Annotated in this window: 21 protein-coding genes and 1 tRNA gene; 16 read left to right on the forward strand and 6 right to left on the reverse strand. The window is 71.0% G+C overall.

Features of this window, described 5'->3' with window-relative positions; translation table 11 throughout:
• Positions 1-993: 993 nt before the first annotated feature.
• The 7 genes from BIU95_RS17160 to BIU95_RS17190 all read left to right on the forward strand — a co-directional run bounded on the left by BIU95_RS17160 (position 994) and on the right by BIU95_RS17190 (position 7,327).
• Entirely contained in the window at positions 994-1,782 is a 789-nt protein-coding gene (locus BIU95_RS17160) for a pseudouridine synthase (protein ID WP_228501111.1), read from the forward strand.
• A gap of 58 nt (positions 1,783-1,840) precedes the next feature.
• On the forward strand, positions 1,841-2,953 hold the full coding sequence (locus tag BIU95_RS17165; protein WP_071252367.1) for a prephenate dehydrogenase: 1,113 nt from the start codon (positions 1,841-1,843) through the stop codon (positions 2,951-2,953).
• 194 nt (positions 2,954-3,147) lie between these two features.
• Positions 3,148-3,843, forward strand: a complete 696-nt coding sequence (cmk, locus tag BIU95_RS17170; RefSeq protein ID WP_042538571.1) for a (d)CMP kinase — start codon at positions 3,148-3,150, stop codon at positions 3,841-3,843.
• Between the two features lie 145 nt (positions 3,844-3,988).
• Complete coding sequence (gene der / locus BIU95_RS17175) at positions 3,989-5,509, forward strand: ribosome biogenesis GTPase Der (protein WP_017885894.1); 1,521 nt, start codon at positions 3,989-3,991, stop codon at positions 5,507-5,509.
• Positions 5,510-5,636: 127 nt separating this feature from the next.
• The gene (locus tag BIU95_RS17180; RefSeq protein WP_139179883.1) at positions 5,637-6,263 is read left to right on the forward strand and encodes a hypothetical protein; all 627 of its coding nucleotides are present in this window, start codon (positions 5,637-5,639) and stop codon (positions 6,261-6,263) included.
• A 172-nt stretch (positions 6,264-6,435) separates the two neighbouring features.
• Positions 6,436-6,957 carry a hypothetical protein gene (locus BIU95_RS17185; RefSeq protein WP_017885892.1) on the forward strand — a complete coding sequence of 174 codons (522 nt, stop codon included), beginning with the start codon at positions 6,436-6,438 and terminating at the stop codon, positions 6,955-6,957.
• Between the two features lie 46 nt (positions 6,958-7,003).
• The gene (locus tag BIU95_RS17190; protein WP_017885891.1) at positions 7,004-7,327 is read left to right on the forward strand and encodes a hypothetical protein; all 324 of its coding nucleotides are present in this window, start codon (positions 7,004-7,006) and stop codon (positions 7,325-7,327) included.
• A 99-nt stretch (positions 7,328-7,426) separates the two neighbouring features.
• Here BIU95_RS17190 and BIU95_RS17195 read toward each other — a convergent pair whose 3' ends face one another.
• Both BIU95_RS17195 and BIU95_RS17200 read right to left on the reverse strand, forming a co-directional pair.
• Entirely contained in the window at positions 7,427-9,583 is a 2,157-nt protein-coding gene (locus BIU95_RS17195) for an ATP-dependent DNA helicase RecQ (RefSeq protein WP_254783410.1), read from the reverse strand.
• 76 nt (positions 9,584-9,659) lie between these two features.
• Positions 9,660-11,135 carry a hypothetical protein gene (locus BIU95_RS17200; protein WP_071252371.1) on the reverse strand — a complete coding sequence of 492 codons (1,476 nt, stop codon included), beginning with the start codon at positions 11,133-11,135 and terminating at the stop codon, positions 9,660-9,662.
• A 70-nt stretch (positions 11,136-11,205) separates the two neighbouring features.
• On the opposite strand from BIU95_RS17200, the gene BIU95_RS17205 reads away from it, so the two are divergent.
• The 7 genes from BIU95_RS17205 (at position 11,206) to BIU95_RS17235 (ending at position 16,973) form a co-directional block, all read left to right on the forward strand.
• On the forward strand, positions 11,206-12,036 hold the full coding sequence (locus BIU95_RS17205) for an endonuclease/exonuclease/phosphatase family protein (RefSeq protein ID WP_071252373.1): 831 nt from the start codon (positions 11,206-11,208) through the stop codon (positions 12,034-12,036).
• Positions 12,033-12,614, forward strand: coding sequence for a hypothetical protein (locus BIU95_RS17210; protein WP_071252468.1), 582 nt, complete (start codon positions 12,033-12,035; stop codon positions 12,612-12,614). Before BIU95_RS17205 ends, BIU95_RS17210 begins: the two co-directional genes overlap by 4 nt.
• Positions 12,615-12,751: 137 nt before the next feature.
• Positions 12,752-12,825: transfer RNA gene (locus tag BIU95_RS17215), tRNA-Pro, on the forward strand.
• Between the two features lie 366 nt (positions 12,826-13,191).
• Entirely contained in the window at positions 13,192-14,298 is a 1,107-nt protein-coding gene (locus tag BIU95_RS17220; RefSeq protein ID WP_071252375.1) for an iron ABC transporter permease, read from the forward strand.
• 43 nt (positions 14,299-14,341) lie between these two features.
• Entirely contained in the window at positions 14,342-15,367 is a 1,026-nt protein-coding gene (locus BIU95_RS17225) for an ABC transporter substrate-binding protein (protein ID WP_071252377.1), read from the forward strand.
• Positions 15,364-16,167 carry an ABC transporter ATP-binding protein gene (locus tag BIU95_RS17230; RefSeq protein WP_071252379.1) on the forward strand — a complete coding sequence of 268 codons (804 nt, stop codon included), beginning with the start codon at positions 15,364-15,366 and terminating at the stop codon, positions 16,165-16,167. The genes BIU95_RS17225 and BIU95_RS17230 overlap by 4 nt, the downstream gene beginning before the upstream one ends.
• Positions 16,164-16,973: a class I SAM-dependent methyltransferase gene (locus tag BIU95_RS17235; protein ID WP_083389440.1), complete on the forward strand. Its 810-nt coding sequence runs from the start codon at positions 16,164-16,166 to the stop codon at positions 16,971-16,973. The genes BIU95_RS17230 and BIU95_RS17235 overlap by 4 nt, the downstream gene beginning before the upstream one ends.
• A gap of 241 nt (positions 16,974-17,214) precedes the next feature.
• On the opposite strand, the gene BIU95_RS17240 is transcribed toward BIU95_RS17235, so the two are convergent.
• Positions 17,215-17,631: a hypothetical protein gene (locus tag BIU95_RS17240; RefSeq protein ID WP_139179884.1), complete on the reverse strand. Its 417-nt coding sequence runs from the start codon at positions 17,629-17,631 to the stop codon at positions 17,215-17,217.
• 269 nt (positions 17,632-17,900) lie between these two features.
• Here BIU95_RS17240 and BIU95_RS17245 point away from each other — a divergent pair, with 269 nt between their 5' ends.
• Both BIU95_RS17245 and BIU95_RS17250 read left to right on the forward strand, forming a co-directional pair.
• A complete protein-coding gene (locus tag BIU95_RS17245) occupies positions 17,901-18,080 on the forward strand; it encodes a hypothetical protein (RefSeq protein WP_017885881.1) in 180 nt (59 codons plus the stop codon).
• A gap of 266 nt (positions 18,081-18,346) precedes the next feature.
• A complete protein-coding gene (locus tag BIU95_RS17250) occupies positions 18,347-18,862 on the forward strand; it encodes a GNAT family N-acetyltransferase (RefSeq protein WP_254783412.1) in 516 nt (171 codons plus the stop codon).
• Between the two features lie 243 nt (positions 18,863-19,105).
• Here BIU95_RS17250 and BIU95_RS17255 read toward each other — a convergent pair whose 3' ends face one another.
• The 3 genes from BIU95_RS17255 to BIU95_RS17265 are packed head-to-tail and all read right to left on the reverse strand — an operon-like array spanning position 19,106 to position 21,950.
• Positions 19,106-19,768 (reverse strand): ABC transporter ATP-binding protein, encoded by a 663-nt coding sequence (locus BIU95_RS17255; RefSeq protein WP_017885878.1) that lies wholly within the window; start codon positions 19,766-19,768, stop codon positions 19,106-19,108.
• On the reverse strand, positions 19,765-21,057 hold the full coding sequence (locus tag BIU95_RS17260; RefSeq protein WP_071252385.1) for a hypothetical protein: 1,293 nt from the start codon (positions 21,055-21,057) through the stop codon (positions 19,765-19,767). Before BIU95_RS17260 ends, BIU95_RS17255 begins: the two co-directional genes overlap by 4 nt.
• Positions 21,045-21,950, reverse strand: coding sequence for a hypothetical protein (locus BIU95_RS17265; RefSeq protein ID WP_071252386.1), 906 nt, complete (start codon positions 21,948-21,950; stop codon positions 21,045-21,047). The genes BIU95_RS17260 and BIU95_RS17265 overlap by 13 nt, the downstream gene beginning before the upstream one ends.
• Between the last annotated feature and the right edge of the window lie 4 nt (positions 21,951-21,954).

Raw genomic sequence — 21,954 nt, forward strand, 5'->3', positions numbered from 1 at the left:
GGTGGGTACCGCGGGGCTTCCGCTCCGCGTGACGACCGTGGTGGGTACCGCGGGGCTTCGGCACCGCGCGATGACCGTGGTGGCTACCGGGGCCGCGATGACCGGTCCGGTGGCGGCGACCGCGGCGGGTACCGCGGCAACTCCGCTCCGCGTGACGACCGCGGCGGCTACCGCGGCCGTGACGACCGTGGTGCGTCCGCTCCGCGTGACGACCGCGGCGGCTACCGGGGTCGTGACGACCGTTCCGGTGGCGGCGACCGTGGTGGGTACCGGAGCAACTCGGCTCCGCGTGACGACCGTGGTGGCTACCGGGGCCGTGACGACCGTGGCGCTTCGGCTCCGCGCGATGACCGTGGTGGGTACCGGGGCAACTCGGCTCCGCGTGACGACCGTGGTGGCTACCGGGGTCGCGACGACCGCGGGAGCGCGGCTCCGCGTGACGACCGTGGTGGCTACCGCGGCAACTCGGCTCCGCGTGACGACCGTGGTGGCTATCGCGGCCGTGACGACCGCGGGGCTCCGGCTGCGCGTGAGGACCGTGGCGGGTACCGGGGTCGCGACGACCGATCCGGTGGCGGCGACCGCGGTGGGTACCGCGGCAACTCCGCTCCGCGTGACGACCGTGGTGGGTACCGGGGTCGTGACGACCGTGGGGCTTCGGCTCCGCGTGACGACCGTGGTGGCTACCGGGGTCGTGACGACCGCACCAGCTCGGCACCCCGCGACGACCGTCGGGACGACCCCGGCCGCGACGACCGCCGAACCCCCGACGGCCAGCAGAGCCGCGTCTGGCACAACGGCCGCCGCTACGTCGGCGGCACCACGAGCGTCCGCAACAGCGACCGCACCACGCCGAAGCCGAGCGGGCAGCGCGACGACCGGGGCAACCCGGCCGAGGGCACGCCCGAGCGGCCGATCATCGAGGACTGGGACGCGGCGGACGGAACGGCGCCTGCCGGGGCCGAGCCGGGCCTCCAGGCAGAGGGCGAGCGCCTGCAGAAGGTGATCGCCGCTGCCGGCGTGGCATCCCGCCGGGTCGCGGAGAACCTGATCGTCGAGGGCCGCGTGACGGTCAACGGCGAGGTCGTGGACGCCCTCGGTCGTCGCGTCGACCCCGAGAAGGACGCGATCAGCGTCGACGGTGTGCCGGTGCAGATCGACTCGTCTCGGCGCTACATCGTGCTGAACAAGCCGACCGGCGTCGTCTCGAGCCTGCAGGACGAGCGCGGTCGCCGCGACCTGACCGAGTTCGTGGACCGCTACGAGGAGCGCCTGTTCAACGTCGGCCGTCTCGACGCCGAGACCTCCGGGCTGCTCGTCCTGACGAACGACGGCGACCTGGCACACGTGCTGGCACACCCGTCGTTCGGCGTGCAGAAGACGTACATCGCGAAGGTCCACGGCAACGTGAACCCCGCCGTGGTGCAGCGCCTGACCGAGGGCGTCGAGCTCGAGGACGGTCCGATCAAGGCCGACAAGGTGCGGCTGCTCGAGTCCTCGCGGGGTGAGTCGCTCGTCGAGATCACCCTGCACTCCGGCCGCAACCGCATCGTCCGACGCATGCTCGAGGCCGTCGACCACCCGGTCCTCGAACTCGTCCGCCGGTCGTTCGGGCCGCTGCACCTGGGCAGCCTGCCGCCGGGCAAGATGCGCGAGCTCGGCACGGTCGAGGTCGGCAAGCTGCTCAGCACCGTCCGCGACGCGAAGCCGTCCGCTCGTGACGACCGCGACGTCGCACTCGACCAGGACGACGACGAGTACGAGGACGAGTCGGCGGACTGACCGACCCCGACGCTCGGGCATCGACCGATGCCCGAGCCTCGATCGGTAGGCTTGCCCGGTGACCGACGTGACCCCGACCGACATCGACCGCCGTCTGCGCGGCCCGGTCCGGGTCGTCGGTGCCGGGTTGCTCGGCGCCTCGATCGGTCTGGCCCTGCGTGAGAAGGGTGTGGACGTCGTCCTCGACGACGTCTCGCCCGCCGCGCTGGCGCTCGCCGTGGACTACGGCGCCGGGCGTCGGCCGGCAGCCGGCGACCAGCCGGAGCTCGTCGTCGTCGCGGTGCCGCCGGACGTCGTCGCGACGGTGGTCGAGCGTGAGCTCGCCGCCCACCCCGACGCCGTCGTGACGGACGTCGCCAGCGTGAAGTCCGGGCCGCTCGCCGCTCTGGTGGCGGCCGGGGCCGACGTCTCCCGCTACATCGGGTCGCACCCGATGGCCGGACGCGAGCGCAGCGGTCCGACCGCCGCCCGCGCCGACCTGTTCGTCGGACGCCCGTGGGTGATCGCGGGACACGACGGCATCACGTACCAGCGAGCTGCGGTGGTCGAGGACCTCGCGCTGGACGTCGGCGCGACCGTGGTGCCGATGGACCCCGAGTCGCACGACCTCGCCGTGGCGTACGTCTCGCACGCGCCGCAGCTCGTGTCGACGCTGATGGCCTCGCGCCTGCGCGATGCCCCCGACGGGTCGCTCGGCCTGGCCGGCGGCGGCGTGCGCGACGTCACCCGGATCGCCGCGAGCGACCCCGGGCTCTGGGTGCAGATCATCGGCGCGAACGCCGGGCACATCCGGCCGGTGCTCACCGACCTGCGCGACGACCTGACCCGCGTGATCGACGCGCTCGACGACCCGGACGGTGCCGGATCGCCGCGCACCATCGCCGAGACCATCGCCGACGGCAACCGCGGGGTCGAACGGCTGCCGGGCAAGCACGGCACCACCAAGCGCTTCGCCCAGGTGGTCGTCCTGGTCGACGACACCCCCGGGCAGATCGCCGCACTCCTGACGTTCATCGGGGAGATCGGCATCAACCTCGAGGACATGCGCCTCGAGCACTCACCGGGCGCACAGATCGGCATCGTCGAGGTGTCGGTGCTGCCCGAGCAGGAACAGCGACTCGTCGAGGAACTCGAGGGGCGCGGATGGAGGATCGCAGCAGCATGGGCCTGAACGACGACACGAACGCAGCGACGAACGACTCCGGTGTGACCGGCGGACCGGACGGGCCCGACTCCGGCCTCCCGACCCCGGGCCAGGGTGGTGCCGGCGGCCCGCTGAGCGGCACCGGCGACGGCGGCGCACTCGGTGGTCCTGCCGGCGGCCTCGGCGAGCCCGGCGGCGAGCCCGGCTCGACTAGCGCCCCGATGCCGTCCGGCCTGGCCGACGGCGCCTACGTGGCGAAGATCGTCATCGCGGTCGACGGTCCCGCCGGCAGCGGCAAGTCGAGCGTCTCCCGCGCGGCCGCCCGTGCCCTGGGCTACGGCTACCAGGACACCGGCGCCGCCTACCGTGCACTCGCGTGGCACGCCCTGCAGCAGCGGGTCGACCTCGACGACGCCGCGGCGGTCCTGGCGAGCTGGGACACCTTCGACTACGCCATCGGCACCGACCCCGACGACTACTACGTCAAGGTGGGGGAGACCGACGTGACCGAGGCCATCCGCACCCCCGACGTCACCGGTGCAGTGGCCCACATCGCGAAGCTCCCGGACGTCCGGAAGCGCCTGGTACAGCTGTTCCGCACCGTCATGCGGAAGACCGACGCCCCCGGCATCATCACCGAGGGCCGGGACATCACCACGGTCGTCGCACCCGACGCCGAAGTCCGGATCCTGCTGACGGCCGACGAGTCCGTTAGAATGGCCCGACGCTCGGCAGAGGTCACGACCCAGTCGGCCGCCGAGACCTCCGCAGCACTCGCTCGTCGCGACGCGGCGGACGCGAAGGTCGTCGACTTCATGAACGCCGCCGACGGCGTCACGACGCTCGACTCCACCGACCTCGACTTCGACCAGACCGTGCAGGCGGTCGTCGACCTGGCCCGCGCGGCCACGCACTGACGCAGACCGGACCGCCTCGGCGGGCCGCTCACGCACTGACGCAGACCAGAACGCTCCGGCGGGACGGTCAACCACGGCCGGACCCCCGGCCCGGCCGGCAACGGCCACCGACACCGCGGCCCCGGCCGCTCGCGAGGAACACAAGATGGCTCAGCTGGACAATCCTGACAACGACGACTTCCCGGAGTACGACGACGCCCTCGGCGAGCGTCTCGCCGGACTCGACGAGGCAGAGGCCGAGCAGCGTGCCACCGCGCTCCGCGCCGGCCTCGAAGAGTACGACCTCGAGGACGAGGACCTCGCCCTGCTCGAAGCGGGCCAGATCGGCGAAGACGGCGTCCACTACCTGCCGGCCTACCCGGTGCTCGCGATCGTGGGTCGCCCGAACGTCGGCAAGTCGGCGCTCGTCAACCGCATCCTCGGTCGCCGTGAAGCCGTCGTGCAGGACGTCCCCGGCGTCACCCGCGACCGCGTCAGCTACAAGGCCGACTGGAACGACAAGCGCTTCACGCTCGTCGACACCGGCGGCTGGGAGCCCGGCGCCGAGGGCATCAACGCCTCCGTCGCCGCCCAGGCCGAGGTCGCGATCGACCTCGCCGACGCCGTGCTGTTCGTCGTGGACGTCACGGTCGGCATCACCGCCACCGACGAGCACGTCGTGAAGATGCTCCGCGGCACCGACCGCCCCGTCATCGTCGTCGCGAACAAGGCCGACGACGAGCGCCGTGAACTCGAAGCCTCCGAGCTCTGGAACCTGGGCCTCGGCGAGCCGCACCCCGTGTCCGCCCTACACGGCCGCGGCGTCGCGGACCTGCTGGACCTGATCATCAAGACGCTCCCCGACACCTCGGCCGTCGCCAAGCAGGAGGTCGGTGGCCCCCGCCGCGTGGCCATCCTCGGCCGCCCGAACGTCGGCAAGAGCTCGCTGCTCAACAAGGCCGCCGGTGAAGAGCGGGTCGTCGTGAACGACATCGCCGGCACCACCCGCGACCCGGTGGACGAGCAGATCGAGCTCGGCGGCAAGGTCTGGCGCTTCGTCGACACCGCCGGCATCCGCAAGCGCGTCCACATGCAGCAGGGCGCCGACTTCTACGCGTCGCTCCGCACCACCGCCGCGCTCGAGAAGGCCGAGGTCGCCGTCGTCGTCCTCGACGTCACCGAGCCGGTGTCCGTGCAGGACCTGCGCATCATCGACCTCGTCCTCGAGTCCGGCCGTGCCCTCGTGCTGGCCTACAACAAGTGGGACCTGCTCGACGACGAACGCCGCCGCTACCTGGAGCGCGAGATCGAGCAGGATCTGGCGCACGTCGCCTGGGCCCCGCGCGTGAACATCTCGGCCCGCACCGGGCGCCACCTCGAGAAGCTCGTGCCGGCGCTCGAGACCGCCCTCGAGTCGTGGGACACCCGCATCCCGACCGGCAAGGTCAACGCCTTCATCGCCGAGCTCGTGCAGGAGCACCCCCACCCCGTGCGCGGCGGCAAGCAGCCCCGCATCCTGTTCGGCACCCAGGCGTCGAGCCAGCCGCCGACCTTCGTGCTCTTCACGTCGGCGTTCCTCGACCCGCAGTACCGACGCTTCATCACGCGTCGACTCCGCGAGGTCTGGGGCTTCTCCGGCACGCCGATCAACGTCAACATGCGGGTGCGCGAGCGCCGGAAGCGCTGAGCCTCCCCACCCGTCACGCAGAACGCGCCCCGATCCGTCGGGGCGCGTTCTGCGTTCTGCGTTCGCGTCCGCGGTCGGCCTGGAGGCCCGGGGCCGGTCTGGCGCGCCGGTGCGGCATCATGGGGGCGTGGGTACCGGGCGGTGGGCAGCCGACCGACGTCGGCTCGCCCTGGTGGGTGTCCTCGTCGGGGTGGTCTTCGTGGGTTCGGTGTCCCTGTGGACGAGCTCGCACGCACCGGACGACGGCGAACCGGTCACCCGTGCCGACGCAGTGGGCCCCGAACCGGCGCAGTCGCCCGACGTCCGGCTGCCGCCGTCCGACGCCCTCGGGGAGCCGATCGAGCCCGAACCCGTCCGTCCGGTCGACGGTTCGCCCATCGACCCGTGGTGGCGCCGCGTCCCGCCGGTCTCCGGTGACATCGTCGGCATCGGGGCTGCGGCCTCCGGGCACGTCCGGATCGCCGCGAACACGAGTGACGAGACCCTCGCGGTGGAGATCGACCACCTGGAGACCGGCGGGGACGGCCCGGTCGACGTCGTGCTGTCCGCGGGGACGGTGCGCGGTGGCTCGAAGCCGATGTGGACGCCGGTCGGGGAGTCCTACGAGCTGTTCCAGGCCGACGGGGTCGAACAGGGGCTGACCGTCGTGCTCGGCGAGCCGTGGACGCTGCCCGACGAGGTCCGCTCCCTGGTCCTGCTCGACGCCGGGACCGGCACCGTGCTGGGCGGCGCGGCACTCGTCCCGTCCGACTGAGCGGGGCGCAGGCTGAGGCTGCGCGGGGTTGGGGCTGCGCGGGGTTGTGCTGCGCTGCGCCGACGGAGAACGACACCGTCGTGGTCGTCCGACGTCGACAGTGTCGTTCCGCATCGGTGCTCGTGCCGGTGCCGCGTCCGCCGCTACCGCCGGGATGGGGCACGATGTACTGGTGACGCAGCAGAACGACGGACTCGGTGTGCTCGCCGACCGTGTGTGGTGCCGTCTTCGGCTCGACCGGTTGGCCGGAGGCCGGCAGTCCGGGTACGTGATCCGCGAGGACATGCTCGAACACCCGGACACGGTGCGTTCGTTCCGGTGGATCCGGTGGTTGCTCGTCGCGGAGACGGTCGTCGGTCTCACCGCCATCGTGGTCGCGGTGCTGCTGACCCGCGCAGGGGAGTCCCTGTCGTGGGCGGTGTGGTTCCGGTCCACCGTGGTGCTGCTGATCACCTTGACGCTCTACGTGTTCGCCTGGCGGGCGCAGCTCGGGTACTACTGGGCGTACCAGCGGCTGCGGTTGTTCAGCCGGATCTTCCCGATCGTGACGCTGATCGTCGCGGCGATCCCGGGGCTCTACCCGTTCTGGATGGTCATCGAGCAGATCCTGTTCTCGGTGCTGATGGTCGGTATCGGCGACGTGCTGACGAGCGACCACATGCGGGCCACGTTCCCGAAGCCCGCGCGGCGCTGAGACTGCCGTCGGCCGCCGTGGCGCACCGTCGTGGCACGATGGGCTGGTGCGCGAGAACTCGGCTGGTCAGTGGTTGCTCGTGGTGCCCTCGGTCGTGGCGCTCGGAGCCGGGCTGTGGAACGTCGGAGCACTGGTCAGCATGTTCACCAGCAGCGGTTCCTTCGCGTGGTGGTTGGTCTCGGGGTTCGTGGCGTTGGTCGCCCTCGTGATGACCCTCGTGGCGCTCATCGTCGGCCGTGCGCAGCGGGCGTTCGTCGTCGGACTGGCCGCCGCCGGACTGTTCGTCGCGGGTGGGGCGCTGCTGCTCGACCTCTTCGTCGGCGTGTTCTCGTCGTGGCTCGCCGCAGGACTGGGGTCGAGCGGGTCCTGACCGCTGCGCGCCGGAGCGGTTTCCGGTGGATGCCGGACCAGGTGTGCGACAACCCACGGGTCGATCGACACGTGGACTGTCGCAAAACAGGTGCGGGGGCTACGCCACCGTGGCCAGGGCGAACGGGAGCACGGCGGAGGCCCCGGCGCGCCGGAGCTCCCGGCCGGCGACGGTCATCGTCCACCGGCTGTCGACCAGGTCGTCCACGAGCAGCACCGGGCCCTCGTGCGACTGCAGGGCGGCGGTGAGCGACGGATCGACCACGAAGGTGTCCCACACGCCGGACAACCGGTAGGCGCTGTTCGTCGCACCGTCGCCGCGAGGGGTCCCGCCGGCACGGCCGAGCGTGCCGAGGAACTGCAGCCGCCCGATCGTGGACAGCGCCTGGGCGAGGGACCCCACGAGCTCGGGCCGCGACCGCGAGGACATCGCCACGACGCCGGTCGGCCGGGTCTCCCACGGCCAGTCCTTGAGCGCCCGGACGCAGCCGTCGACGAGTTCGCGCGAGATCGGGGCATCCGGGGTGGACGGCGAGAACAGGGCACGCAGGGGACCACCCCAGCCGAGGTCGGTCAGACGCGCCACCGCACGGCCGGGCTGGACGAGCTCGTCCGCGCCGATCTTGCCCCGCACCGAGACACCGAGCGACGACATCCCCGAGGGCCACTGGGCACGCGGGGCGATCTCGACGCCGACCTTGTCGAGCGCGGCCGCCGCCCCGGACGAGTCGGTGTCGGACACGGCCGTCGGGAACCACGCCCCGGCGCAGTTGTCGCACCGACCGCAGGGCTCGGCCGAGGGGTCGTCGAGGTCCTGCTGCAGCAGCTGCATGCGGCAGGCCGAGGTGGACTCGTAGTCGAGCATCGACGCGGCCTCGGCAGCACGGGCCGCGGCGACACGTTCGTACCGGGGTGCGTCGTACTCCCACGGCTGCCCGGTCGACACCCAGCCGCCGGTGACGCGTCGGACGGCGCCGTCGACGTCGAGCACCTTGAGCAGGAGTTCGAGGGTGGAGCGCTTGATGTCGACCAGGCCCTCGAGCGCCACGGTGGACATCGCGGTGTCGGTCGACAGGGCGCCCAGCACGGCGGCGGCACGGGCTTCGGTCGGCATCGAGGCACTGGCGAAGTACTGCCAGATCTCGCGGTCCTCGCGCCCGGGCAGGAGCAGGACGTCGGCGTTGTCGGTCGCACGACCCGCGCGACCGATCTGCTGGTAGTAGGCGACGGGCGACGAGGGAGCGCCGACGTGCACGACGAACCCCAGGTCGGGCTTGTCGAACCCCATGCCGAGCGCACTCGTGGCGACCAGGGCCTTCAGCTCGTTGCCCTTGAGCTGCTGTTCGAGATGCTCGCGCTCGTCGGTGTCGGTGCGCCCGGTGTACGCGCGGACGGCGTACCCGTTGTCGCGCAGCAGGCGGGCGATGTCCTCGGCCGCCGAGACCGTGAGCGTGTAGATGATGCCGCTGCCGGGGAGGTCGCCGAGGTGGGCGAGGAGCCACCCCAGCCGCTGCCGGGCATCGGGCAGCGTCAGCACGCCGAGGCGCAGGGACTTGCGGGCCAGGGACCCACGGATCGTGAACACCGGGTCGGCCGGGCCGGCGGTCAGCTGCTCGGCGACGTCCTCGACCACGCGCTCGTTCGCCGTCGCGGTGGTGGCCAGGACGGGGACGCCGTGGGGGAGCGACCGGATGAGCTCGGCCAGACGCCGGTAGTCCGGCCGGAAGTCGTGGCCCCAGTCCGAGATGCAGTGCGCTTCGTCGACCACGAGCATGCCCATCCGGGCGATCAGGGTCGGCATCTGCTCGTCGCGGAACTTCGGGTTGTTCAGGCGTTCGGGGGAGACCAGGAGCACGTCGACCTCGTCACGGGCGAGGGCAGCCTGGGTCTCACCCCACTCGTGCGCGTTCGCGGAGTTGATCGACACCGCACGGACCCCGGCCCGCGCAGCAGCGGCGACCTGGTCGCGCATCAGGGCGAGCAGCGGCGACACCAGGACCGTCGGGCCACCCCCGCGCCGGCGCAGCAGCAGCGTCGCCAGGAAGTACACCGCCGACTTGCCCCACCCGGTGCGCTGGACGACGAGGGCGCGCTGCCGGTGCTCCACCAGCGCGGAGATCGCCTCGAGCTGGCCGGGGTGGAACACCGCGTCGGGGCGCCCCGTGAGCGCAGCGAGCGCCTGCTGCGCCTCGGCGGCGATGTCCGCAGAGGGGGAGACGGAAGACGACGCAGTGGACCCGACACCAAGACCAGACATGCCCCCATGCTGTCAGCACCGACCGACGAAACGCGGGTCGCGACTCCCGGCTGTGGACAACCGGACCAACCGGGCCCTACTGGTACGTGATCAGCGACGGCGTCGGCCGCACGTCCCGCATGGTCTGCGCGGGCGTCAGCATGGGCGTGTCCTCGTCGTAGAAGTTCTTCCAGCCCCAGTGCAGCCCCTCGGGCGCGCCCTGGTGCAGCGCCTTCCACGTCGCCTGCTTGTCCGGCTGCGACCCCTGCCCGTCGACGTGCACGAGCATGTCGAGCTCCGGGTGGGTCTGCAGTGCTGAGCGGTCCTGGATCATCGACAGCCGGAACTGGTGCAGCACCAGGGCCTTCGGCGGCAGCCCTTCCTGCTTGACCAGCGCAGCCAGCCACGACGAGACCTTGTTCACCTCGGACGCCGACACGCTGCCGATCTGCTGCAGGGGTACCTGGTCCTTCGTGAGCCGCCACTCCGGGTCGAGCGCCAGCCACACACCGGGCTGCTTCAGCAACGACTCGTACTTCTTCGCCTGTGACAGGAAGTCCGACCGCCCCGGCTGCAGGTCGATGATGACCGGCATGTCCGCATCGTGGGCGGCCTCGACGTAGGGCTCGAGCGTCGAGACCGGCAGTTCGGTCGAGTAGTCGCCGTCGGCGCCGGCGTCGCCCGCGGCGACGGTCGCGATGACCTCCATCGCAGGCGTCACGAGCTCGTCGGACTCGGCCCGGTACGGCTTCGCGACCTGCTCGGCCCGCTGCACGGTCTGCTTCGGCCCCTGCTCGCCGAGCACTCCCAGCGCCGGCGCCCCGGGGGCCCCGTACAGCGCGACGTACCGGTGCCCGTCGAACGGCCGCTGGCCGCCGTTCCGCAGCTGGAACCCGCCCTCGGCCGCCCGCACCGTCCAATCCGGGTCCGGCAGGGCGTCGAACGCCGCACCGACCAGGACCGTCGGGTGCTTCGCCCGCTCGTGCAGCGCCGTCACCACGTCGGGTGCGGCAGCCGGGTCGGTCACGCCCTTCGGCATGGTCACGACCCGCGCACCGGCGGCCTTCGCGGTTGCTACGGCAGCAGCGTCCGCACGCGTGTCCGCCACCACCACGGTCGCCTGCCGGGAGGCCCGGGTCGACTCCGGCGCGTCACCGCCGTCCGGCGCCTGCCGCTGTTCGACGTCCGTGTCGAGCGACACGTCGCCCTCGGCCTGGTACCAGCCGGCACCGAGCCGGTCGAGCTCGCGGGCGACGGCAGCGTCCTTGTTCTTGGTCGTCAGCAGCACCGGGACGTGGGCGCTCGCCGCGGTCTTCGCTGCGTCGCGGATCCCGTCGGCGTCGTCGGCCCGGGCGACGACCGCGCCCGGAGCGCTGGCGAACAGCGCCTTGCTGACCCGGACCGACCGCGCTGCGGCGTCCGCAGCGTCGGCCACCGTGACGGTGTCGGCGGAGGCCTTCGCCAGGGTCGGGCGGCTCGTGTCCGGTTCGCTCGACGTGCACCCGGCGGCTCCGAGCAGCAGGCCGGAGACGGCGATCGCGACGAGGACACGAGGGGTGGAACGAGAACGCATCGGGCCACCCTACGAGCCAGGCGGAGAGGTCCCTGAGAATCCGACGGGTGTCGTCTCGTAGAAGGGATGCATGCCCCACCACCCCGACGACCGCCCGCTCATCGGACCGGTCCGGTCGCCCGAGGTGCACTGCATGACGCTCAACGTGCGTCGCCGCGTGCCGCGACGGTCGACCCACCCGGACGCCTGGGAGCGCCGCCGCGACGCCGTCCTCGCGCTCGTCACGTCCGAAGCGCCCACCGTCCTCGCCGTCCAGGAGGCCCTGCCCGCGCAGGCAGACGACCTGACGTCCGGCCTGGGGTCGGGTTGGGAGCCCGTCCTGGCCGGGCGAGGAGCGCGCGGCGGTGGTGAACAGGTCGGCCTGTTCCTCGACCGCTCCCGCCTCGACGTCGTCGAGCGCCGCACCTGGGCGCTCTCCCGCACACCGCACCGCCCCGGCTCGCGGTCGTGGGCCACGTCCTTCCCCCGGCACGCCGTCGGCGCCGTGGTCGACGACCGCGCGACCGGCGTCCGGTTCCTGGCGATCGCCACCCACCTCGACGTCGCCTCACCGTGGGCCAGACTGCGGTCCGCCGAACTGCTCGGCCGGATCGTCCGGCAGCGCGGCCTGCCCGCCGTGGTCATGGCCGACTGGAACACCCCCGCCGGTTCCGCACCGTGGCGAGCCCTGGCGGAGGCGGGGGTCGAGGACAGCTGGGGGCGGGCCTCCAGGCAGGTGGGTGAGCCCTACGGGACGTACCCGCACTACGGGAGTCCGCGCGTTGGTGGTCGGCGGATCGACGGGGTGCTCGTGACCGCTGGGGCGGCCGTGGACCGCGTCGCGGTCGACGTGCGGCGGCCGGGCGGCGTGTGGCCGTCCGACCACGCCGCCGTGCACGCGGTCGTCCGGTGGGCGTCGTGATCCGGGCGCTCGGGTCGACCTTCCTGCGGCCGCGGTTCCTGGCGGCCGACGTGGTGCGCGCCCTGACGCTCGTGAGCGTCGTCGTGGCGAGTGTCGGGTGGGGTGGGACGGCGTTCCCGGTCATGGCGCTGGCGCTGCTCGGGGTCGTGGTGCCGCGCATGCTCGGGCTGCGACCCGTCTTCGACCTGGCCGTGTGTGTGCTCGTGCTCGTCGCCGGCTGGTCGAGCGTGCTCGAGTGGTACACGACCGTCGTCCTGTGGGACAAGTTCATGCACGTCGTGCTGACCGGGCTGCTCGCGGCCGTGCTGTACGTCATCGGTGCCGACCTGCGTGCTGTGCCGGCCCCGCACGGGGAGCGCCGGGTGGTCGTCGCGGTGCTCGCGCTGTGTGCGGGACTCGCGGTCGGCGCGGTCTGGGAGATGGGGGAGTGGCTCGGGCACAACTTCGTCGACGCGAAGATCTTCGTCGGGTACGACGACACGATCGGGGACCTGGCGGCAGACGGGGCCGGTGGGTTGCTCGTGGGGCTCGGGTTGCCGTGGTTGGCGGCGCGGCGTGAGGTGGTGCGGCCGGGCTGAGCGTGTCGTTCGGGTCGCGTTGCTGCGACTCGCCGTGGCACGGAGGGGGGCTGACGTCCGCTATGCTGGACCGGTCGCTCGCGCTCCGGTCGGACGCGGGCGAGGATCCTCCGGGGTCCTGGGTTCTCCGGAACTCGCGGGCTGTGGCGCAGCTTGGTAGCGCACTTGACTGGGGGTCAAGGGGTCGCAGGTTCAAATCCTGTCAGCCCGACCGAAACGTGTCTGACACGACGGAAGAAGCCCACCGAGGATCTCGGTGGGCTTCTTCCGTTGGGATCGACCTCGTCCCGGCGAGCCGGGGCAAGGAACAACGAGACGACCGGACCGTCGGTGCGAGTCGAGCAGTGAGGGATCCTCGCTCAGTCGAGTCGCATTGCGCTGGCCGGAAGACCGCTGTCTCATCCAGGGATCGTTCCGACCCGATCAGTTCTCGGACCCGCCATCACTGTCGGTGCCCGCGTGTGCCCCAGCACGTTGTGCTGGGGACGGCCGCAGGGCGTCCGTCGGCACCGTCGAGGACTTGGTGAGACCCTGGCCGACCTGCTAGTAATGAGACTCGTTATCATCAAGGAGTCTCATGCCCGATCGGTTCTCGACGGTCCTCCCGGCGCCGTCGCGGTCGGGCAGGATCGATGCGGTCCTGTGCCTGATGCGTCGAGCCCGTCGGCGTGCGGCCGTGCGGATCGCGGTGCTCGCCGTGGTGCTCGCCCTGGTCGCCGTCGCAGCGATGATGATCGGTCCGGTGCCGATCGCACCGACGCACGTCATCGGCATCCTGGTCGAGCACGTCACCGGGGCCCGCGCAGGCCACTGGTCTGCGTCGGCGGATGAGATCGTGTGGGGCACGCGGGCACCCCGCGTCGTGATGGGGATCATCGCCGGCGCCGTGCTGGCTGTGGCCGGAGCTGTCCTGCAGGCGCTCGTCCGGAACAGCCTCGCCGATCCGTACCTGCTCGGCATCAACTCCGGCGCCAGTACCGGCGTCGCCCTCGTGGTGCTCGTCATCGGGTCGGGGAGCGCGTTGGTGTTCTCCGGTGCGGCGCTCGCGGGCGCGATCGGTGCCGTTCTCCTGGTTGTGGCCTTGGCCGGGACCGCGAGCCGTCGGGGGCCGCTTCGGCTCGTGCTCGCCGGTTTGGCGGTCGGGTACGCCCTGAACGCGGCGACGAGCTTCCTCGTCTTCTGGAGCGACTCTCCGGAGGCCGCCCGGTCGGTCTTGTTCTGGCTCCTGGGTTCGCTCACGTCGGTGCAGCCGATCGCCCTGGCCGCCGCGGCGATCACGGGTGGTGTCGGACTGGTCGCGCTCGTGGTGATCGCACCCTTCATCGACGCGCTCGCTTCCGGAGACGATTCCGCACGGTCAGCGGGCATCGACCCGGAACGCGCGCGACTCGGCCTGATGGTCGCAGTGTCCGCGATGGTCGGCGTCATCGTCGCGGCTGTCGGCGGCGTCGGTTTCATCGGTCTCGTCGTGCCGCACCTGGCACGCCGACTCGTCGGCGGACGACACCGAGCGGTGCTCCCGGTGTCGGCGTTGCTCGGTGGGTCCCTGCTCGTCATCGCTGACACCGTGGCCCGCATCGCGTTCGCGCCCCAGGAGATCCCCGTCGGGGTCGTGACCGGGGTGCTCGGTGCGCCCTTCCTGTTGGTCCTCCTGCGTCGCACCGCCCCCGCAACAGCCCCCTGACCTTCCACCCCACGGTCCATCGCACCCCACCGGAAAGCCCCACATGAGAACCCCAACCCGGTCCACCACGGTCGCAGCAGCGATCGGTCTGCTGGCGACCGTCGCCGTGCTCAGCCTGAGCGCCTGCACGACATCGTCCGGAGCCACCGAGCCGAACCCGCGCACGAGCTCGAGCGGTGGCACGCACTTCCCCGTCACGATCCAGAACTGCGGATCCCAGGTGACGATCACCGCGACCCCGCGACGCATCGTGCTCGTGAACAACGACGAACTCCCGAACCTCGAAGCGCTCCACGCCGTGGACCGGATCGTCGGTGTCACCGCACCGCTGGCTCCGGACCTCTACACGAAGCAGACCTACCGCGAGCTCGCAGACCTCCACGCCCTCTCGACGAAGCAGACGTCGACAGGCGGCTCCGTCGTGTCCCAGGAGAGCTTGCTCGGTGCGAAGCCGGACCTGGTGATCGCACCCGCGAACGCCGTCGACCGAGACGCGCTCCAGGCTGCCGGGATCCCGCTCTACACCCCGTCGGCGTACTGCGCGAACCCCGGTCCCGACCTGAGCCGGACGGCGACGTTCGGCCGTGTCTGGAGCGAACTGCGGACACTCGGCACAGTGCTCGGCGAACCGGCGCTGGCCTCCGATACGATCGATTCGGGCCGTGCCACGCTCGCGACGCAGTCCCCGAAGGACAGAGGAACAGCCGCTGCCCTCTACGTGTCCTCCGGCGGCAGCGTCCTCTCGCCGTACGGCGGTCCGAGCATGGTGACGCCGGTGTTCCGAGCGGTCGGACTGCGCAACGTGTACGCCGACTCGCACGAGCGCGTCTTCGATGCAGGTGTCGAGGACATCATCTCCCGCGACCCGCAGACGATCGTCCTGCTCTACTCGAGCGGCACGGCGCAGGACACCATCGACAGCTTCCTGACGGCGCCGGGTACATCGGGCCTCTCCGCGGTGCGCCACCACCGGATCGTCGCACTCCGCTTCCCGTTCACCGATCCGCCCTCGACCCTGTCGGTCTCGGGCCCGGCTGAACTCACACGGCAGCTCGACGCACTGCGGTGATCCGCGCACGCGCGGTGACGGTGCGCGCCGGACGGCGGCTGCTCCTGGACACCGTCGACCTGGATGCGCCGACGGGCTCCGTGACCGGGATCGTCGGCCCGAACGGCAGTGGCAAGACCACCCTGATCCGCGCGCTCCTCCGAGCCGTCCCCATCCAGGAAGGCCGTGTCGAGATCGACGGACAGGATGTCCGGCACCGGTCACGCCGGTGGATCGCGCAACGCGTCGCGAGCGTGGCGCAGCGACTCGACCCGGACCCGGCGCTCACCGTGGCGGACGAGGTCGCGCTCGGCGGCCTCGCCCAGGTCGGCCCGGGCCGCGGCGACGGTGTCGACCCCGACGAGCGTGTGGCGGCAGCCCTCGACGCGGTCGCACTGACGCACCGAGCCGGCGACTCCCTGGCCGCACTCTCCGGCGGCGAACTCCAGCGGGTCGGCCTCGCCCGCGCGATCGCTCACGGTGCCGACCATGTCCTCCTCGACGAACCCACCAACCACCTCGACCTGCGACACCGGCTCGAAGTCCTCGAACTCCTGCCGCACATCGCACCGACCGTCGTCGTCGTCCTGCACGACCTCGAGGCCGCCGCCCGCGTCTGCGACCACCTGGTGATCCTCGCCGCGGGCCGCGTCGTCGGCTCCGGCCCACCCGCCGATGTCCTCCGCCCCGCGCTCCTGGATTCGGTCTACGACGTCCACACCACCCGTCGCGACGACCCTGACGGTGACATCCACCTCACATTCCGCCTGCCAGCACCACCGGCCGTCCCACTCGCCCCTCTGGAAGGAACCACCCCATGACCGAGACGACAACCACCACACCGATCGCCACCGAGGCCGACACCGCGCGGGCACGTGACCTGGCGACCCGGTGGGATGCTCAGCAGACCGCGTACATCCGGCACCGGGCTGAGCGGTTCGCCACGATCGCCCGCGTGGTCGCCGACGTCTGCGCCGAGACGACCGCGCCGCGGATCCTCGACCTCGCGGGCGGAACCGGAGCGCTCGCGGAAGCAGTCCTCGCCGCGGTCCCTGGCGCCACGGCAGTGGTGGCGGACAAGGATCCAGCGCTCCTGGCCATCGCCGCGGACCTCGCCGCCGCCGACCGTCGGCTCGTGATCGCGGAGGTCGACCTCGCCGATCGGCGCTGGGCGGAGCACCCTGCGATCGCGGACGCACCGTTCGACGCCGTGGTGAGTTCGACTGCCCTGCACTGGCTCCAGCCGGGCACGCTCGTCGATGTCCACCGACGGACCGCGGACCTCCTCCGCGCCGGTGGCATCCTGCTCAACGGTGACCACCTGTCCTACCAGCGGGACGAGAGCACCCTGGCCGCCATCGCAGCGCGCGATGACGCCGTGACGCAGCGAGATGGTTTCGCGGCCGGCGCGGACACGTGGGACGCGTGGTGGGCAGCGGTGGCGGAGACGCCGCGGTACGCCGAAGCGATCGCGCGACGCGACGTGGTGTGGGGCGCGGAACTCCACGAAGCGCCGCCGAAGGTGACGCTCGGCTTCCACATCGAGTCGCTCCGCAGCGCTGGGTTCGCCGAGGTCGGAACGGTCTGGCAGTACCTCGACGACCACGTCGTGTACGGCGTTCGGTAGGCGGTACTGGCGAGCGCGGGACGCGTCCTCCGGAAGCCGGATCAGTCCGGCCGGGACGGCGGCAGCGTTCCGCGCTCGTGCGGGGAATCACCCAGTAGTTTCGACCGTCCTGCAATCGATCGATGACGAGCAGGCTCTCGCCTCGGACGACGACGGCCGCTGTTGCCAGTCATGACGGCGGCATCGGCGCTGATCGGGTGAGCGACTCGGTTCCGCACCCGAGATCGATCAGCGCGCGTGCTCAGAGCGTCCGCGGGGCGAGGTGGCCGTCCTCGGTGTCGTACGTCGTGACGCGCCACGTCGGCCGGCCGTCGTCGACGACGCGCACCAGCTCGACCAATCGTGGGCCGGGCCACTCCTCACCCGAGGCCTTCACGGCGTCGTAGTAGCTGGTGTCCGTCCCCGTGGCTTCAGCCTTGGTCAGGGTGACCTCGTGTCGCCGCACGAGGCTCAGGTCCGTGGCGTCGACGAGCGCCTCGACACCGCTGGTCGGTTCTGCGTTGGACTCGCCGAGGGCGTCGGCCTTTCCCGGGTCGGTGCTGCGGATCCGCCAGACCCAGTGCTCCGCTCCGTACTCAAGGCGGAGCCCGACGATCGGACCGCCCACGGCTTCGGACTCACCGGACAGGCTGTCGACCCAGTCGGACGGCCATCGCACGGCGGATGGCACCCCGGTGCTCGGCCAGTCGGAGCCCACCGTGCTCGGAGCTGGAGGGAACGCTGCGCACCCAGCAAGCACGATGGCGCTCGCAGTCGCCAAGCTGGCCAGCACCACAGATCTTCCGAAACCCACTGCATCCCCCTCGTGAGGAGCCCAGCGTAGACGAGCGCTTCAGGTACGAACCCGCGGGAGCTCCCCGATCGCCGATCCTGCAACGGCGTATCGCAGCGCTTGCCCCCGCTGTCGGTCGCACGTACGCTGCCCCCATGTGGTGGTGGATCGGAACCGGCGTGGTCTTGGCGGCGCTCCTCGTGCTGTGGTTCGTCATGCACCGGTACACCAACTTCGGCTCTCGGGCGGCGGAGTTCGAGGGGACAGACCCCGAAGTCGCGGAGGCTCTTCGGCAGGCCGAGTCGGACATCGCGCGGGGGCGCATGTTCTTCTGACGCTCCCGGGGGTCGACCAGCCCCACGGCCGTCCGGCAGCCGCTCATCGACCGAGCCGATCTCGGTGTGTCTGCAGTCAGCTGTCGAGTGCGATGACCCACGGGATCAGCAGGAGACGACAGCAGCGCGCCCGATCAGCCCGAGCCCCGTCAGCGCGATGAGCAGGAGCCCCCACCACGTCCACCATGAGAACTCCACGAGACGAGGATGCCGGATCAGGCCCACTTCCGCTCGTGTCCGCTGAGGTCAGCCCGTAGCGTCGTCTCGTGGATCAAGACGTGTTGGCGGTCGAAGCGGCCACGGCCGCGGATGTTCCTTCGGCTCAGGTGCTCATCGACGGTGCGAGGCTGTGGCTCCGCTCGCGTGGGATCGACCAGTGGCAGGACCGGGTGCCGGACGCGGTTCTGCTGCGCGCCGCAGAGCAGGGGAACCTCTTCGTCGTACGTCAGGACCGGGTGATCGTGGCGATGGTCACGGTGTCCGACTCGGCCTCCGAGACGTGGGGCGTGGAGGACGATCCCGCTGTGTACGTGCACCGTCTGGTCGTGGCGCAGACGCATCGTGGCCGCCGGCTGGGGCAGCGACTGCTGGTGTGGGTAGGAGAGCGAGCCGCCGAGCGCGGGGCGGCCCTCGTGCGGCTGGATTGCGCGACGGACAACCCCGGATTGCGGCGATTCTACGAACAGCAGGGGTTCCGGCACGTCCGCGACGTGACGGTCAGCGCCCCCGACGGTGGGCGGCAACTCGCTTCCAGCCTCTACGAACGCGCGCTGGTCCGGTAGCCGATCAGGCACCGGTCAACGTGGAGGGACTCGAGCTCGAGGCTGACTCGCACGCAGCGAAACGGGAGATGTTCGCCGAGTTCTCGAGCCGCGAACGTACTGCGCACGCGTGATCGGGGATTTGGAGCGCAACCGCTGACGGACGGGAGGCCCGGTGCCAGCTGGCACCGTCCCTCCAGGCTCGGCCGTCACCCCGCTGGCGCGGTGCGCCGGTACCGGCTGGTGGGGCCGGCCTCCCGTCCGTCACGCGCCGCGCGCGATGAGTCGTTCGTGGTGCAGCTGGAGTTGCCGTTCGCATCGCTGTGCAACGCGCTCACTGTGGGTGACGATCACGAACTTGGTTCCTGCTTGCTGCAGCCGGTCGAAGAGGGCGAGCACGTCGTCTTCGGTCGTCTCGTCCAGTGCGCCGGTGGGCTCATCGGCGAGGACGACGGCAGGGCGCTTCGCGATGGCTCGAGCGATCGCGACGCGCTGCGCTTCTCCTCCTGACAGTCGTCGTGGGCGCTTGCCAGCGAGGTGGCTGATGCCGACCGCGTCGAGCGCCTCATGTGCTCGGGCGGTGGAGTCAGCGCGAGCAGGAACGCCGAGCCGGACGTTGTCGAGCACGCTGCGGTCGCCGAGGAGGCTGTGGTCCTGGGTGACGATGCCGATGTGTCGGAGTCGGTGCTCCGCCATCCTCCGTGCGGTGCGTTCGAGCACGTGGCCGTCGTGCTCGTAGGTCCCGCCGAAGTCGGTGTCGAGTCCGGCGAGGATCCGGAGCAGCGTGCTCTTGCCGGATCCGCTGCGCCCCGTGATGGCCACGGATCGATCGTCGTCGCGAAGGTCGAAGTCGAGCCGGTCGAACAGTGCTCGGATCGATCCGTCGGGCTCGGTGATGGTCTTCGAGACGTCACGCAGAACGATCATCGTGAGGTACCTCTTCGCTGTTGGGCGGTCAGTTCGATGCGGATGGCTCGCCGGCCGAGTGCGCCGTCCGCCACGCACCAGAGGAGCAGGGCGGTGCCGGCGCCGAGTCGAGCCATCTCGCTGTCGTTGGGGAGCAGTGCGCTGGTCGCGAGGAACAGCCCGAGCGCCGCGGTGAACTCGGTGAGGCGGCTTGCGCGGAACAGCCGGTTCGTGGCACTCGGGCTCCTCCCGAGAAGATGGTGCACCCGCGCCACTGGCGTTCGACGGTGATGCAGGAGTCGGTTGAGGAACGCCGTGATGATGCCCACGCCAGCGGTGAGGGCGACCAGCAGCGCGGTGACGAGCACCAGGTTGTCCTGGATGAGCTGGCGAACGAGGGAGAGCTGCACGAGGTAGGCCGGTACTCCGAGCAACGTGTACGACCGGAAGCCGGTGTCGTCTCCGATCGCGTCGAGACGCGCGACGACGTCCCCGAAATCGAGGCTGTGATCGACGGCGAGATCGGCGTTGAGCACCTGGAACGCCAGGCGTCCGAACAGCTCGGTATCCAGCCGGTCGAGTGCTGCTCGGTCGAGTCCGGCGAGTGTTGGCGGGTAGGGCACGATGACGGTGTCGTCGAGGTAGTGGTTTGCCTCACCGCGGAAGTACATGGCACTGTCCGGTTCGAGGAAACCGACGACTTCGAGCTCCTGCTCCTGCAGGATGACCGCTCCGGTGAATCGCTCCCCGAGCTCGTACACGCCGCGGTACTCGTTGCCGAGCAGCACCGGGATCCGACCGGATCCCCAGTCGACAACGTTCCACTCGATGGGCTTGCCGTCCTGCACGGAGAGCCCCGCGAACTCGTACGCGTTCTCGTTGAGCTGGATGGACTTGATGTCCTGAACGCTCCGGCCGGACTCGTCCTGGTACTTCCCGTTGAGCGTGTACTCGGTGCCGTAGCCGACGTCGAAGCGGTCGTCGCCGCGGAAGTCCTGAACGGTGACGGGCTGGTCGTACGAGGAGATGAAGTCGAACCCGGGCTCGTCGTCGATGCGGTCGACGAACGAGGCGACGTCGTCGAGTGCGTGCTCGTCTCGCCGGATCGCCTCGAAAGCATCCGGGCCGAGATCGTCGACCACCGTGTAGAGGTCGACGTCGGCATCGGCGGACAAGCCCTGGGCCACGGCCTGCGAGGTGGACTGGGTGAAGGAGGCCACGTTGTACCAACAGAGTGCGAGCAGCACGAGCAGGACGATCTTGGCGACGATGATCGTCCAGTTGGATCGAAGATCGTTCAGCAGTTCCATCGTCGGGTTCCCTGCCAGAGCGAAGTGACGGACACGGCGAGCACGACGGTTCCGACCGCGACGACTGCGTGGGTGACGTCGAGGTCGAGGATGGTGGTCTGCCTGACCACTGCCGCGCCCGCGAGAGCGGTCGTACAGGCGGCGATGGTGATCACGCTGACTCTGGCGGCCGCGCTGCGGAGGGTGCTCAGCGGTCGGATCCCCGTGGTGAAGCGGACGGCGGCAGTGCGGAGTTCCCATCGCCCAGCTTGCAGGCCTGCGACCACGCCGATGAGCATGACGACGAGCACGCCGAGCGTGACCAGAACCGGAGACACGGCGTCGACGTTCGTCCTGCGGTTCGTGCCGTCGTCGACGATCTCGACACTTCGGCCAGGGAACTCTGCGCTGTAGTGGCGGACACTGCTCGGGCCGTCCAGGAGGAGCCGCTGTGGTGACGCCGAGAACCGCGACGGATCGGCGACGATGACGTCATCGGACAGCAGACTGTCGGCCCGGACGCCGAGACGGCCCACCACGTCGTAGGGCTTGCCATCGACGACGATGTCGTCACCGCGGACGGCAACGTCAGCCCCGGCGAGGGCCTCGCCGGGGCGCCCGGTCAGTGCGTGCCCGTCGTGCAGCGGGACATCTGTCCACCGTCCCGACAACATTGCGACGGCGCGGACATCGCCCTCGAGGCGCACGAACACCTTCGTTCCCGGTTCGAATGCGTTCCGGGCACGCATGAGTTCGTCGAGTGTCGCGTTCACCCACACGCTTTGACCGCTGCGGAGATCGTTGCCTTCAGAAGCGATGACACCTCGGCGAGCGTCGAACACCTCGATCAACACCGTCAGCAGCATGGCCAGCAGGAGCAGGCCCGCGATCGCCGTGGTCTGTTGCTTCGTCACGTCT

It is taken from the genome of Curtobacterium sp. MCBA15_007, assembly GCF_001864905.1.
GTDB classification, from domain to species: domain Bacteria; phylum Actinomycetota; class Actinomycetes; order Actinomycetales; family Microbacteriaceae; genus Curtobacterium; species Curtobacterium poinsettiae.

Excerpts from the sequence above, each read along its gene's own strand:
- cmk (WP_042538571.1), top strand. The coding sequence starts at position 3,148 with ATGCCGTCCGGCCTGGCCGACGGCGCCTACGTGGCGAAGATCGTCATC.
- der (WP_017885894.1), top strand. The coding sequence starts at position 3,989 with ATGGCTCAGCTGGACAATCCTGACAACGACGACTTCCCGGAGTACGAC.
- BIU95_RS17195 (WP_254783410.1), bottom strand. The coding sequence starts at position 9,583 with ATGTCTGGTCTTGGTGTCGGGTCCACTGCGTCGTCTTCCGTCTCCCCC.
- BIU95_RS17200 (WP_071252371.1), bottom strand. The coding sequence starts at position 11,135 with ATGCGTTCTCGTTCCACCCCTCGTGTCCTCGTCGCGATCGCCGTCTCC.
- BIU95_RS17205 (WP_071252373.1), top strand. The coding sequence starts at position 11,206 with ATGCCCCACCACCCCGACGACCGCCCGCTCATCGGACCGGTCCGGTCG.
- BIU95_RS17220 (WP_071252375.1), top strand. The coding sequence starts at position 13,192 with ATGCCCGATCGGTTCTCGACGGTCCTCCCGGCGCCGTCGCGGTCGGGC.
- BIU95_RS17225 (WP_071252377.1), top strand. The coding sequence starts at position 14,342 with ATGAGAACCCCAACCCGGTCCACCACGGTCGCAGCAGCGATCGGTCTG.
- BIU95_RS17235 (WP_083389440.1), top strand. The coding sequence starts at position 16,164 with ATGACCGAGACGACAACCACCACACCGATCGCCACCGAGGCCGACACC.
- BIU95_RS17245 (WP_017885881.1), top strand. The coding sequence starts at position 17,901 with ATGTGGTGGTGGATCGGAACCGGCGTGGTCTTGGCGGCGCTCCTCGTG.
- BIU95_RS17255 (WP_017885878.1), bottom strand. The coding sequence starts at position 19,768 with ATGATCGTTCTGCGTGACGTCTCGAAGACCATCACCGAGCCCGACGGA.
- BIU95_RS17260 (WP_071252385.1), bottom strand. The coding sequence starts at position 21,057 with ATGGAACTGCTGAACGATCTTCGATCCAACTGGACGATCATCGTCGCC.